The sequence below is a fragment of the Streptomyces sp. NPDC025273 genome (assembly GCF_040638585.1).
GTDB classification, from domain to species: Bacteria; Actinomycetota; Actinomycetes; order Streptomycetales; family Streptomycetaceae; genus Streptomyces; species Streptomyces cinereorectus.
Genome location: NZ_JBEZYP010000002.1, coordinates 148,910 through 161,622, shown reverse-complemented (window position 1 = coordinate 161,622; position 12,713 = coordinate 148,910). Strand labels below are relative to the sequence as shown.

Sequence of the window (12,713 nt, the reverse complement as noted above, 5' to 3'; positions counted from 1 at the left end):
CCGTGCGGGCCTGGCCGGGAAACGGTGCCTCGCTGTCGGCAGAACGGGGAACTTTCCGGGGACGGCAGGAACCGCGGCGGGTGGCCGCCGTTTCCGGGGAAGCGGCCGCAGCTCCGCCCCGGACGGCCGGAACTCCGCGCGGGACGACCGGCACTTCGCGCACACCGCGGAGCGCCCACAGATCAGGGCAGGTGTGCGAGCGGGCTGCGGTGGCGCAGCAGCCACTGGTGATAGTCCGCCGCCCGCTGGGCCGCCTCACGGTAGGCCGCTTCAAGCTCGCCGTACACCGCGTCCATGTCGGCGCCCGGCCGGGAGACCAGCAGTAGCCGCACGGCCAGCGGATCTCCGCGCAGGGGACGGATCGCCATGTCGTCGCGTGGGCCCGAGGTGGGCTGGCAGGGGGCGACAGCCTCGCCGAGCACCACCAGCGAGGCCGCCGTGAGGTAGTCGCCGTGCAGCACGGGCGGATCGAGACCGGCGGCTCCCAGAACCCGGCGGACCCCGTCCCACTCGCCGTCCACCGACGGGTCGACCATCCAGCGGTCGGCGGCCAGGTCGTCGAGGTCCACCACGGGGCGCTCCGCCGCGGGATGGTCGCGGGCCAGGGAGATGAACTGCGGTTCACGCTCCAGGAGTACACGCTGCCGCAGGCCGTCCGGAACGGTCAGCGGGCAGCCCTCCACCTCGTGCACGAAGGCCACGTCGAGCCGGCCGGCCGCCACCGCGCCCAGCAGCGCGCGGGCCGAGACGTCGACCCGCAGCGAGATGTCGGTCCCTGGCAGCCGCACCCGCAGTCTGCGCAGCCAGCCGCCGATGACCCGGCTGGCGGTGGACCCGATGCGGAGGCGGGGGCCACCGGACCGGGCCGCTTCGGCCTCCGCCATCGCCGCACCGACCAACGCGGACATGCCGTCCACCAGGGGGCGGGCTCTGCTGAGGACGGCACGTCCGAGCAGCGTCGGCCGGCAGCCGGTCCGTTCACGGCGGAACAGCTCCGCTCCCATCGACCTCTCGATGCGCTGGAGCTGGGTGGTCAGCGACGGCTGGCTGACGCCCAGGCGCCGGGCCGCTTGGTGCAGGCTGCCCGTGTCGGCGATGGCGCAGAGCGCCTTGAGGTGTCTCACCTCCAGCTCCATGCCGAGGAGCGTATGGCTGTTCGCGCACCGAGCACCAGATGGCCCAACCCCACTAAACAGGCCGATTCAGGGGGTGTTGGGGCGACCGTGTATGCCGGTGCCGTGCGGCTTCCGCGGCTTCCGTGAGGCGATAGGGCGGCGCTATCGCCGGTTGACATCATCCGCCGGCGCCCCGTCGGGCCCGACACTCTCTCCGTACCCCCCATGGACCCCCCACCCGTTCCCCGTCCGGTCGCCGGACGGGGATCGACGGACAGGTTGGAGAACCCCCCATGAGACACCCCAGGACAGCCATCATGTCGGCCGTGGCAGGTCTCGGCCTCGGCCTCGCCGCCGCGCTGGGCACCACCCCGGCGGTCGCCGCCGCTCCTGTCGCACCCTCCGCCACCGTCTCCACCGCGCAGGCCGGCTATGCCGCGTATGCCGGTTCGAGCGAGAACGCCGCCGCCAACAAGGCCTTCTTCGACGCGGTGATGAAGTCGGTCGCCGAGAAGCGCGCGGCCCAGCCGGGCGCCCAGGCCGTGACCGTCGTCTACAGCACCACGAACGCCCCCAGCTTCCGCAGCCAGATAGCGAGCAGCACAAGCATCTGGAACGGCTCGGTCAGCAACGTCAAGCTGCAGGAGGGCTCGAACCCCGACTTCGCCTACTACGAGGGCAACGACTCCCGGGGCTCGTACGCGAGCACGGACGGGCACGGCAGCGGCTACATCTTCCTCGACTACGCCCAGAACCAGCGCTACAACTCGACCCGGGTCACGGCTCATGAGACCGGGCACGTGCTGGGGCTGCCGGACCATTACACCGGTCCGTGCAGCGAGCTCATGTCGGGCGGCGGCCCCGGCACCTCCTGCACCAACGCCTACCCGAACGCCAACGAGCGGTCACGGGTGAACTACCTCTGGCAGAACGGCTTCGCAGCCGCGCTCGCCCGCGCCACCTCCTGACCCCGGAGCGCCCCACACCGTGGGGGCCGCTCCTCGTACACGGAGCGGCCCCCACGGGTGTCAGCGCACGGTGACCACCCCCACCGGCAGGACGGGCTGCACGAAAGGCCCCTGCCGGCAGGACAGGCACGCGGTCAGGCAAGCTCCAGGGGGAAGGCGCCCCGGTGACCGGTGCCGGCTCCCTCTGCCGGGCGTGGCTCGAACTCCCGGCAGCTCCATATCTCCTGGACGAATCCCGTCCGCCGGTCCCACAGGCCGGCTACATCGCCGCCGCCCGCCGCGTCGCGGTACGCGTCCTTCGCGCCGCGGAAGCAGGCGAGTCCGCCGGACAGGCCGCGGAGGGGCGTGGGGAAGTAGTCGGAGAAGGCGCAGGCGATGCAGGTCTGCAGGTGTATGCCCGGCGGGAGGACGCGCTGGACCGTGGCCAGCGCTGCGGCGAAGTCGCCCTCGGCGCGGTTCGATTCGTACACCGCCCCGTCCAGGTGGAGCGCGAGGTACAGATCCGGGTCGGCGCGACGCAGGGACAGCAGGCAGCTGAGCGTGGCCTGGCGGACCGTGCCGGTGACAAGGACCGGGAGGGGGAGGTCCCACTCCAGCACGCAGTCGCTGAGCGCACCGTCCACCAGGTCGAACACGCCCTCCTCGGGCGGTGCACCGGCCACGGGGCCCAGACCGTCGAAGCTCACGCCCTCGAAGTCGGTCCCCCTGACACGGATCCGGAGCTGCTGTCCGTCCGTGGTGAGAATGACGGCCGAGGAACCATGACGGTCCCGGTACCAGCCTGCCCACGACTCATCTGTCATGAGCAGGGACTGTAGCCCGTGTCCGCCACCCGCCCCGTGGCACCCTCCCCTTGTGCTCCGTCGCGCCTGAGAGCTGTTCAGCCGTTCTGCGGTTCACGCCACATGGGCCACATGGAGGGTCCGTCGGGAAGGTCGACGGTCCGTCCCATGAAGGTGAACCCGAGCCGCTCGTAGAGGCCGCGGCTGCGCTCGCTGCTCGCCTCCAGGTAGGCCGCGACACCCTGGCGGTCGCAGCGTTCCAGCACCCCGCTGATCAGTGCTTCCCCGATCCCCTCCCCCTGGCGCTCCGGGGAGACGCCGATCATCAGCAGATACTCATGCGCACGGTCGTGCGGATGGACCGCTCCCGTCAGCCTCCCCACCAGCTCGGCCCGTTCGTTCTCGGGATCCGCGGCCTCCCGCATGCGCGCGGGTGTGTCGTTGCCCCCCTCGGGCGCGCCCGCGGGCACGGAGAGCCAGAGGGCCGCGGCCGTGCCGTCCTCCAGCAGGTCGATACGGCCTCCCGCCAGCGTGATGTCGGCGAAGACACCGAGGAACGTACCGTGCACCGCGCGCCGGTGCTCCTCGTCCGGGAAGATCCAGCTGCTGACCGGATCGTCGTGGAACGCCTCGTCCAGGATCCGTACGACCTGGTCCCTGTCCCGCCCGTCCGCCTGCCGTATGCGTACACCCATGCGCCCCGCCCCATCGTCCCCGTGATGATGCCCCGACCGATCCACCGGATCTTAGAGTTGAACCGGGGCACCGGTCACGGACGGGTGACACTCAGTGTGTTCTGCGGGTGACGAACTCCGCGAGGGCCAGCAGGTCGCCGGCCGCCGCCGGATCGGGCACCGCACGGGACAGGTGGTGGACCGCGCGGGCCATCCGGTCCGCCGCACAGATCTGCGCCCAGTCACGGCCGCCTGCCCGGTCGACCGCGTCGGCGGCCCGGATCACCTCGCCCGGAGTGTTCATGGCGCCCCGGTAGAGCGCGGCGAGCTCGGCCGCCGCGGATGTACCCGACCTGAGAGCGGCCACCACCGGCAAGGACTTCTTGTGGGCCGCCAGATCCGCCCCGACCGGCTTGCCCGTGCGGGCGGTGTCCCCCCAGATGCCGATCAGGTCGTCGATGAGCTGGAAGGCGAGTCCCGCCTCCCTGCCGAAGCCGTCCATGGCCCCCACCTCCCGCTCCCCCGCCCCCGCGTAGAGCGCGCCGAGCGCACAGGCGCACCCCAGCAGAGCGCCGGTCTTGGCGGTGGCCATCGTGAGGCACTCGTCCAGCGTGACGTCGTCCGGTCCGCGCTCCTCCAGTGCGCAGTCGGCCTGTTGTCCCGCGCACAGCTCGATGACGCAGGCGGAGAGCCGTGCCGAGGCGCTCCCGGAGGCCGGGTGCGTATCGTCCGCCAGCAGCCGCTGGGCCAGGGCGAGCATGGCGTCGCCCGTGACGACCGCGTCCGGCACACCGAACACCACCCAGGCCGTGGGCCGGTGCCTGCGGGTGGCGTCCTCGTCGATGACGTCGTCGTGGAGCAGGGTGAAGTTGTGCGCCAGCTCCACGGCGACGGCCGCCCGCATCGCCGCTTCCTGGTCGCCGCCCAGCGCCTGGGCGGCGGCCAGGACGAGCGCGGGCCTGATGGCCTTGCCCGCCTGTCCGGAGGCAGGACTTCCGTCGGCGTTCCGCCAGCCGAAGTGGTACATGGCGACCCGCCGTATGCCCCCGGGCAACGACTCCACGGCTGCGCGGAGGTGTGGATCGACGATGCCGCGGGTGCGCTCGAGGAGCGCGGCTGCCTCGTGTCCCTCCGTCGTGGCGTCCGTACTCGTCATGGTCACGGTGATTCCTTCCGGGCGCCACGGGGGCACCTTCGTGGCGGCCTGCACGTACGGGGCCCGGGTGGTGGTGCGGTGCCCGCCGGACCCGCGGGAGGGAACTACCGCCAGCGGCTCACCTCGACGTTCTCCAGGACTCCGAGGGCGTCGGGCACCAGGACGGCCGCGGAGTAGTAGGCCGTCACCAGGTACGAGATGATCGCCTGCTCGTCGATGCCCATGAAACGGACCGACAGACTCGGCTCGATCTCGTCCGGGATGCCGCTCTGCTGGAGCCCGATGACGCCCTGGTCCGCCTCACCGGTCCTCATGCAGATGATCGACGTGGTGCGGGCGTCGGTGACCGGGATCTTGTTGCACGGGAAGATCGGGACCCCGCGCCAGGCGGGTACGTGGTGTCCGCCGACCTCCACGCTCTCCGGCACCAGGCCGCGCCTGTTGCACTCACGGCCGAAGGCCGCGACGGCCCGGGGATGGGCGAGGAACAACTTGGACCCGCGCCGGCGCGACAGCAGCTCGTCCATGTCGTCGGGGCCGGGCGCCCCGTCGTGGGGCTGGAGCCGCTGCCCGTAGTCGCAGTTGTTGAGCAGCCCGAACTCGCGGTTGTTGATGAGCTCGTGCTCCTGGCGCTCGCGCAGCGCCTCGACCGTGAGCCGCAGCTGCTGCTCGGTCTGGTTCATGGGCTGGTTGTAGAGGTCGGCGACCCTGCTGTGGACCTTCAGTACCGTCTGGGCGACGCTCAGTTCGTATTCGCGCGGTGCCGACTCGTAGTCGACGAAGGTGTGCGGGACGACGCTCTCCCCCACGTGGCCCGCCGAGAGCTGGATCTCCGCCTCGCCGTAGCGGTTGGTGCGCTGGCGTGGAATGGCGAGCAGCCCGGCCAGGTGGTCCCTGAGGGAGTCGGCGCGGCCGGCCAGGTTGAGCACGTCCGCACGCCGCAGCGTCAGCAGGGTGCAGGCGGTCACGGCCCGGGCCGTGTACTCCCAGGCCGCGTCGCCGTCGACCAGCGCGTGGTCACCGAAGTAGGCGCCGTCCGCCAGGACTCCGAGCACCGTCTCGTCGCCGTACGGTCCTGAGCCGATCTTCTCGACCTTGCCATGGGCCAGCAGGTAGACGCGGTCCGCCGCGTCACCCGACCTGGCGAGCACGTCGCCGGGGCCCACCTCGCTCTGCTCGCACCTGCGCGCCAGCTCGGCCAGGACCTCCTCGTCCCCGAAGTCCCGCAGGGCGGGCAGCTCTCCGAGCTCGGCGGGAATGACCGTCACCCGGTCACCCGTCTGGACGAACGTCACCCTGCCGTCCCCGACCGAGTAGCTCAGCCGGCGGTTCACCCGGTACGTGCCGCCCTGCACCTGGACCCACGGCAGCATGCGCAGCAGCCACCGCGAGGTGATCTCCTGCATCTGCGGCGCGGACTTCGTCGTCGTCGCGAGGTTCCGCGCAGCCGCCGTACCGAGACTCTGCTGCGGCGGCTGCTGCGTGTCACGCACCTCTTCACCAACGGACATCCGACATCCTCTCCATCATGGGCTCACCTGCGAAGGAGCCTTTCAGCAGGAGGACTCGGTGCGCTATTACACGAAAGAGTGCGACTGATCGGGCTCTCGTCGGGGCACGTTGCCCACGTCGCGGCGCGCCTCTCTTAATTTGCATCCTCTGTGCAACTTATCTACGCTGCGTCCATGCGGCTGACGAGATTCACCGACGTGGCCCTCCGTGTGCTCATGCGCCTGGCCGTCGCGTCGGAGAGCGAGGACCCGCCGACCACCCGGGAGGTGGCGGCCACCATGCAGGTGCCCTACACCCACGCGGCCAAGGTCGTCGCCCGCCTCCAGCATCTCGGCCTGGTCGACGCACGCCGCGGCCGCGGAGGCGGCCTCACCCTCACCGCAGCCGGCCGGTCCGCGTCCATCGGCGGACTCGTGCGCCGACTGGAGGGGCCGGGCGAGGTCGTCGACTGCGAGGGCGACACCCCCTGCCCCCTCCGCTCCGCCTGCCGGCTGCGCTCCGCGCTCCGCCTGGCCGAGGAGGCCTTCTACGCCTCCCTCGACCCGATCACGGTCACGGATCTCACCTCCTCCCCCACCGGCCCGCTGCTGATCGGCATCAGCACGAGCCGCCCCGCACCCGGCTGATCCACGCGCCCCACCGCGCGTACGACCGGCCGCGCAAAAATATGCATGCAGAATACCAATTTCAGCTTCTTCCGCACCTCTCACACCTGAGGAGTCATCGATGCTCTCCGAGACGTCGACCGCCACTGTCCGAGCCACCCTGCCCGCCGTCGGGGCGGCCATCGGGGACATCGCGGACCTCTTCTACCAGAAGCTCTTCGACGCCCACCCGGAGCTGCTCCGCGACCTGTTCAACCGGGGCAACCAGGCCTCGGGGACCCAGCATCACGCCCTCGCGGGCTCCATCGCGGCCTTCGCCACCCACCTGGTCGAGCACCCTGACACGCGCCCCGACGTGATGCTGAGCCGCATCGCCAACAAGCACGCCTCCCTGGGCGTCACCGCACCGCAGTACGAGGTGGTGCACACCCACCTCTTCGCCGCCATCGCCGAGGTGCTCGGCGACGCGGTCACCCCCGAGGTCGCCGCGGCCTGGGACGAGGTCTACTGGCTGATGGCCAACGCCCTGATTTCCATCGAGAACCGGCTGTACGCACAGCACGGCGTCGAGGCGGGCGACGTGTGGCGCGAGTGGACGGTGGACTCGCGGACCGAGGAGACCGAGGACGTGGCCACTTTCCGGATCGCACCGTCCGACGGCGCGCCCGCTCCCGACTTCCGCCCCGGCCAGTACGTCTCCGTACAGGTGCAACTCCCCGACGGAGCACGCCAGATACGCCAGTACAGCCTCTCCTGCGCACCCGGCTCCACGCTGCGGTCCTTCTCCGTCAAGCGGGTACGGGGCGAAGGCACCCCCGACGGCGAGGTCTCACGTCACCTGCACGCACACGTCCGCGAGGGCGACCGGCTGCGCGTCTCCGCCCCGTACGGCGACCTGGTGATCGAGGACAAGGACGCACCGCTGCTCCTCGCCTCCGCGGGCATCGGCTGCACGCCGATGCTGTCGATGCTGGAACACCTGGCGGCCGACGGCCACAGCTCCCCCGTCACCGTCGTGCACGGCGACCGGTCGCCCGCCGATCACGCACTGCGCTCCGACCACGCTCTGCTCACCGGCAAGTTGCACGACGGCGCCGCGCACTTCTGGTACGAGACCCCCGCACCCGGCATCCCCGCGCAGCGCACCGGTACGGTCGACCTGACGGACCTCCGGATCGCCCCGGGAACCCACGCCTACCTCTGCGGCCCGCTGCCCTTCATGCGCGCCGTCCGCTCCCAGCTGCTCACCAAGGGCGTAGCCGCGGCCGACATCCACTACGAGGTGTTCGGTCCCGACCTCTGGCTCGCGCAGGCCTGAGTCCGCGCCCCGCCGCCCCGCCCGGGAACCGGTCGTCCGGGGCAAGGCCGGCCCGCGCGGCTCCTCGACGGCCGGCATCCGCACCCGGATCCACGGCAGCCCGTCGCAGCCGCCTCACCAGCGGCGGCTGCGACGGCGCACAATGGATGCATGCACCATGAAGCGCTCGACCTCTCCCGGCTGCAGCCGGCTCTCCCCTCGCCCCTGCAGCAGGTCGAGGACGAGCGCTTCGCGCGCCACGGCGTGACCCTGCTGCTCAAGCGCGATGATCTGATACACCCCGACCTGCCGGGCAACAAGTGGCGCAAGCTCGCCCCTAATCTCCGGGACGCCGCCGGCCGTACCGTACTGACCTTCGGCGGGGCCTACTCCAACCACCTGCGCGCCACGGCTGCCGCAGGACGGCTGCTCGGCTTCCCCACGGTCGGGGTCGTCCGCGGCGACGAGCTGGCCGGCCGCCCCCTCAACCCCTCACTCGCGCAGTGCGCGGCCGACGGCATGCGACTGCACTTCGTCGACCGCGCGACGTACCGCACGAAGACCGCCCCGGACGTCCTGGACGGCCTGCTGAGCCTCTTCGGAGAGTGCGCGGTCATCCCCGAGGGCGGCAGCAACGCGCACGCCGCACAGGGCTGCAGGGCGCTCGGCGGCGAGCTGTGCGGGACGGCCGACACGGTCGCGGTCGCCTGCGGCACCGGTGGCACCCTGGCGGGGCTGGCCGCCGGGCTCGGCCCGGAGCAGCGCGCCCTGGGCGTTCCGGTTCTGCGCGGCGGCTTTCTGGGAGAGGCGGTGCACGACCTGCAGCGAAAGGCGTTCGGCGGACGGGCCGGGCGCTGGTCCCTGGACGAACGCTTCCACTTCGGCGGCTACGCCCGTACGCCCCCGGAACTGCACTCCTTCGCCGACGACTTCGAGGACCGGCACGGCCTGCCCGTCGAGCGGCTCTACGTCGCCAAACTGCTGTACGCGCTGAACGCGCTGACCGGGGAAGGCGCCTTCGCCCCCGGATCCACGGTCGCCGCCGTCATCACCGGGCGGCCCTGGCCCACGGACGGCGACCGCGACCCGCACCCCTACGCCCCGTCCGACTCCCGGTAGGCGGCCGCCTCTTCCAGGTCCAGCCGGCGCAGCAGTGCGCGCAGCATCTCGTCGTCGATCCGCCGCTCGTCCCTGAGGCGGACGAAGACCTCACGCTCGGCCTCGATCATCTCCCTGGCCAGCCGCCGGTAGGTGTCGTCCGCCGACTCCCCGGTGACCGGATTGGCCGCGCCCAGCCGCTCCCAGACGGCGTTGCGGCGCCGTTCCATCACCGTGCGCAGCCGGTCGGCGAGGGGACCGGGAAGCGCGTTGCGCTGATCGGACAGCAGCGCCTCCAGACGTTCCTCCGCGGCCGTGGACGCCTCGCTCTGGGCCTGAGCCTCGGCCAGTGTCCCGGCCCGCACGTCACGCCCCGGGAGCTTCAGCACACGCACCAGGAGCGGCAGGCTGAGACCCTGGATGACCAGCGTCCCGATGACGGTCGTGAAGGTCAGGAAGAGCACCAGGTTGCGGGCGGGAAAGTCCTCCCCGTCGTGCATGACCACCGGGATGGAGAAGGCGATGGCGAGGGAGACGACACCCCGCATCCCGGCCCAGGCGACGATCAGCGGCGAGGTCCACGGCATCGCGGGTTCGCGCTCCCTGATGCGCCTGGAGAGCCACAACGGCAGATAGGTCGCCGGGTACACCCAGACGAAGCGCACCACGACGACGGCGACGAAGACCGCGACCGCGTACCAGAGGGCCTCGCCGACGCCGTAGGTGCCGAGCCCCTTGAGCACGAACGGCATCTGCAGTCCGATGAGCGCGAAGACCGCGGACTCCAGGACGAACGCGACCATCTTCCAGACCGCCGCCTCCTGGAGCCGCGTCGCGAAGTCGACCTGCCAGGAGCGGTGTCCCAGGTACAGCGCGACGACGACGACGGCGAGCACTCCGGAGGCGTGCACCCGCTCGGCCGCCGCATAGGCGACGAAGGGAATCAGCAGCGACAGGGTGTTCTGGAGGAGCGCCTCCCTGAGGTGGGTGCGCAGCCAGTGCAGCGGCACCATCAGCACCAGTCCGACACCGACACCGCCGACGGCGGCGAGCAGGAACTCGCCGATGCCCGCGCCCCAGCTCATGCCCTCGCCGACCGCGGCGGCGAGGGCCACCTTGAAGGCCGTGATCGCGGTGGCGTCGTTCACCAGGGACTCCCCCTGGAGAATCGTGGTGACCCGGGAGGGCAGCCCGACCCGACGGGCGATCGCGGCGGCCGTGACGGCGTCCGGTGGGGCGATCACCGCGCCGAGCACCAGCGCGGCGGTGAGCGGCAGATCAGGCACGACCAGGTAGGCCAGCCAGCCCACGGCGACGGTGGCGAAGAGCACGTACCCCACGGAGAGCAGCGCGACGGGACGCAGATTGGCCCGCAGATCGAGGTAGGAGCTGTCCACCGCGGCCGTGTAGAGCAGGGGCGGCAACAGCAGGGGCAGCACGACGTGCGCGTCCAGCGTGTAGTCCGGCACGCCCGGCAGGTAGGAGGCCATCAGGCCCGCGGCCACCAGCAGCAGGGGCGCGGGGACCGGGGTACGGCGTGCGGCCCCCGCGACCGCCGCACTGGCCGCGACGAGTGCCACCAGCGGCAATGCGTCCATCTCACCGTCCTCGCATCCGACGTAACGTGGCCATCATGAGTGAGTGCCTGCATCTTCTCGAACTGCCGCGCCCCGAGCCCGGCCCGCTCGGTGAGACCTGCGCGGAGTGCCCGGCGGCGGGCAGCCATCCCGTGCAGCTGCGGCTCTGCCTGGTCTGCGGGCACGTCGGCTGCTGCGATTCGTCGCCGCTGAAGCACGCCACGGCACACTTCGAGGAGACGGGTCATCCGGTCATGCGCAGCTTCGAACGCGACGAGAGCTGGCGCTGGTGCTTCGCGGACGGTTCGATCGTGTGACGTCTGGGTACGTCAAACCGGCGCCGGTTCTTCGCAATTGACCGCCGCAGACCTCTAGCCACTGTGCGTACTCATGGGTTTACCATGAGTGACGGTCGCGCACGAGGTCTCGGCGACACGGCATCATGGGGCGCGATAGCGTCGCCGAACCACAGAACCGACGACAGACCGCATGGCTCCGGGCACTCGTCCCGGGGCCTCGAACGAGTTTGTGCCACCTTGGAGGTGAGGGTGTCCCAGATCGCAGGCGAGCCCGGGAATCAGGACTTCGTAGAGGTCCGACTGCCCGCCGCGGGTGCCTACCTGTCGGTGCTGCGTACGGCCACGGCCGGTCTCGCAGCGCGTTTGGACTTCACTCTCGACGAGATCGAGGATCTTCGCATCGCGGTCGACGAGGCCTGCGCGATCCTGCTTCAGCAGGCCGTGCCGGGCTCCGTCCTCAGCTGCGTCTTCCGCCTCGTCGACGATTCCCTCGAAGTGACCGTGTCGGCCCCCACGACGGACGGCCGCGCTCCCGAGCGCGACACCTTCGCCTGGACGGTGCTCTCCGCACTGGCCGGAAAGGTCGACTCCACGGTCGCCGACGACCGTACGGTCAGCATCAGCCTCTACAAACAGCGCGGCGCGGGACCCGGGCCGGCGTGAGCGAGGGGAACGGGGACGGTCCTGTGCGGGACGAAACGATCCGGTCCGAGGCGGTGCGCCCAGCAGCCGTCCCGGAGCAACAGGCCCGGCCGCATCCGGTGGACGGTGCGGACGGGACGCATGGTCGTACGGTCGCGGTGGAGCAGCCGCAGGCAGAGCGGGCGGGCCAGATGAGCGAGCACGGGCATCACGATCCACACGACCGCAGCGGGGCACGGGCGCTCTTCATCGAGCTGCGCGGGCTTCCCGACGGCTCCCCGGAGAAGGCCGAGCTGCGCAACCGGCTGGTGCGCATGCACCTGCCGCTCGTGGAGCACCTGGCCCGCAGATTCCGCAACCGCGGCGAGCCGCTCGACGACCTCACCCAGGTCGCCACCATCGGTCTGATCAAGTCGGTGGACCGCTTCGACCCGGACCGCGGAGTCGAGTTCTCGACGTACGCGACGCCCACGGTCGTCGGTGAGATCAAGCGCCACTTCCGCGACAAGGGCTGGGCGGTGCGGGTGCCGCGCCGCCTCCAGGAGCTGCGGCTGTCGCTGACCACGGCCACCGCGGAGCTCTCCCAGCAGCACGGCCGCTCCCCGACGGTGCACGAGCTGGCCGAGCGTCTGGGCATCTCCGAGGAGGAGGTCCTGGAGGGCCTGGAATCGGCGAACGCCTACAGCACGCTCTCCTTGGACGTGCCGGACACGGACGACGAGTCGCCGGCCGTCGCGGACACGCTGGGATCCGAGGACGAGGCACTGGAAGGGGTCGAGTACCGGGAGTCGCTCAAGCCGCTGCTGGAGGACCTCCCGCCGCGCGAGAAGCGGATCCTGCTGCTGCGCTTCTTCGGCAACATGACCCAGTCGCAGATCGCGCAGGAGGTCGGCATCTCCCAGATGCACGTCTCCCGCCTCCTGGCCCGCACGCTCGCCCAGCTGCGCGAGCGGCTGCTCGTCGAGGAGTAGCGAAGCCGGGGCAGCGA

13 protein-coding genes are annotated in these 12,713 nt (G+C 71.3%); 7 read left to right on the top strand and 6 right to left on the bottom strand.

Going from position 1 to position 12,713, the window contains the following annotated elements; all coding sequences use genetic code 11:
* Window positions 1-182 precede the first annotated feature (182 nt).
* Complete coding sequence (locus AB0F38_RS05730) at window positions 183-1,136, bottom strand: LysR family transcriptional regulator (RefSeq protein WP_361887184.1); 954 nt, start codon at window positions 1,134-1,136, stop codon at window positions 183-185.
* A 296-nt stretch (window positions 1,137-1,432) separates the two neighbouring features.
* On the opposite strand from AB0F38_RS05730, the gene snpA reads away from it, so the two are divergent.
* Window positions 1,433-2,083 (top strand): snapalysin, encoded by a 651-nt coding sequence (gene snpA / locus AB0F38_RS05725; protein WP_361887181.1) that lies wholly within the window; start codon window positions 1,433-1,435, stop codon window positions 2,081-2,083.
* A gap of 134 nt (window positions 2,084-2,217) precedes the next feature.
* Here snpA and AB0F38_RS05720 read toward each other — a convergent pair whose 3' ends face one another.
* The 4 genes from AB0F38_RS05720 to AB0F38_RS05705 all read right to left on the bottom strand — a co-directional run bounded on the left by AB0F38_RS05720 (window position 2,218) and on the right by AB0F38_RS05705 (window position 6,206).
* Window positions 2,218-2,886, bottom strand: coding sequence for a DUF6304 family protein (locus tag AB0F38_RS05720; RefSeq protein WP_361887178.1), 669 nt, complete (start codon window positions 2,884-2,886; stop codon window positions 2,218-2,220).
* 77 nt (window positions 2,887-2,963) lie between these two features.
* Window positions 2,964-3,560 (bottom strand): GNAT family N-acetyltransferase, encoded by a 597-nt coding sequence (locus AB0F38_RS05715; RefSeq protein WP_361887175.1) that lies wholly within the window; start codon window positions 3,558-3,560, stop codon window positions 2,964-2,966.
* Between the two features lie 91 nt (window positions 3,561-3,651).
* Window positions 3,652-4,695, bottom strand: a complete 1,044-nt coding sequence (locus AB0F38_RS05710; protein WP_361887902.1) for a family 2 encapsulin nanocompartment cargo protein polyprenyl transferase — start codon at window positions 4,693-4,695, stop codon at window positions 3,652-3,654.
* A 104-nt stretch (window positions 4,696-4,799) separates the two neighbouring features.
* Window positions 4,800-6,206, bottom strand: a complete 1,407-nt coding sequence (locus AB0F38_RS05705; protein WP_361887172.1) for a family 2B encapsulin nanocompartment shell protein — start codon at window positions 6,204-6,206, stop codon at window positions 4,800-4,802.
* 174 nt (window positions 6,207-6,380) lie between these two features.
* Between AB0F38_RS05705 and AB0F38_RS05700 the strand changes: the two genes are divergently transcribed.
* The 3 genes from AB0F38_RS05700 (at window position 6,381) to AB0F38_RS05690 (ending at window position 9,228) form a co-directional block, all read left to right on the top strand.
* Entirely contained in the window at window positions 6,381-6,833 is a 453-nt protein-coding gene (locus AB0F38_RS05700) for an Rrf2 family transcriptional regulator (protein ID WP_361887169.1), read from the top strand.
* Between the two features lie 100 nt (window positions 6,834-6,933).
* Window positions 6,934-8,130 (top strand): globin domain-containing protein, encoded by a 1,197-nt coding sequence (locus AB0F38_RS05695; RefSeq protein WP_361887167.1) that lies wholly within the window; start codon window positions 6,934-6,936, stop codon window positions 8,128-8,130.
* A gap of 150 nt (window positions 8,131-8,280) precedes the next feature.
* Complete coding sequence (locus AB0F38_RS05690) at window positions 8,281-9,228, top strand: pyridoxal-phosphate dependent enzyme (RefSeq protein ID WP_361887164.1); 948 nt, start codon at window positions 8,281-8,283, stop codon at window positions 9,226-9,228.
* Here the strand turns inward: AB0F38_RS05690 and AB0F38_RS05685 are convergent.
* A complete protein-coding gene (locus tag AB0F38_RS05685) occupies window positions 9,204-10,805 on the bottom strand; it encodes a Na+/H+ antiporter (protein ID WP_361887161.1) in 1,602 nt (533 codons plus the stop codon). The two genes, AB0F38_RS05690 and AB0F38_RS05685, sit on opposite strands and share 25 nt — an antisense overlap.
* Before the next feature lie 35 nt (window positions 10,806-10,840).
* Between AB0F38_RS05685 and AB0F38_RS05680 the strand changes: the two genes are divergently transcribed.
* The 3 genes from AB0F38_RS05680 (at window position 10,841) to AB0F38_RS05670 (ending at window position 12,696) form a co-directional block, all read left to right on the top strand.
* On the top strand, window positions 10,841-11,101 hold the full coding sequence (locus tag AB0F38_RS05680) for a UBP-type zinc finger domain-containing protein (RefSeq protein WP_361887158.1): 261 nt from the start codon (window positions 10,841-10,843) through the stop codon (window positions 11,099-11,101).
* 231 nt (window positions 11,102-11,332) lie between these two features.
* Complete coding sequence (locus AB0F38_RS05675; RefSeq protein WP_003966375.1) at window positions 11,333-11,746, top strand: anti-sigma regulatory factor; 414 nt, start codon at window positions 11,333-11,335, stop codon at window positions 11,744-11,746.
* Window positions 11,747-11,769: 23 nt separating this feature from the next.
* Entirely contained in the window at window positions 11,770-12,696 is a 927-nt protein-coding gene (locus tag AB0F38_RS05670; RefSeq protein WP_361887155.1) for an RNA polymerase sigma factor SigF, read from the top strand.
* The last annotated feature ends 17 nt before the right edge of the window (window positions 12,697-12,713 follow it).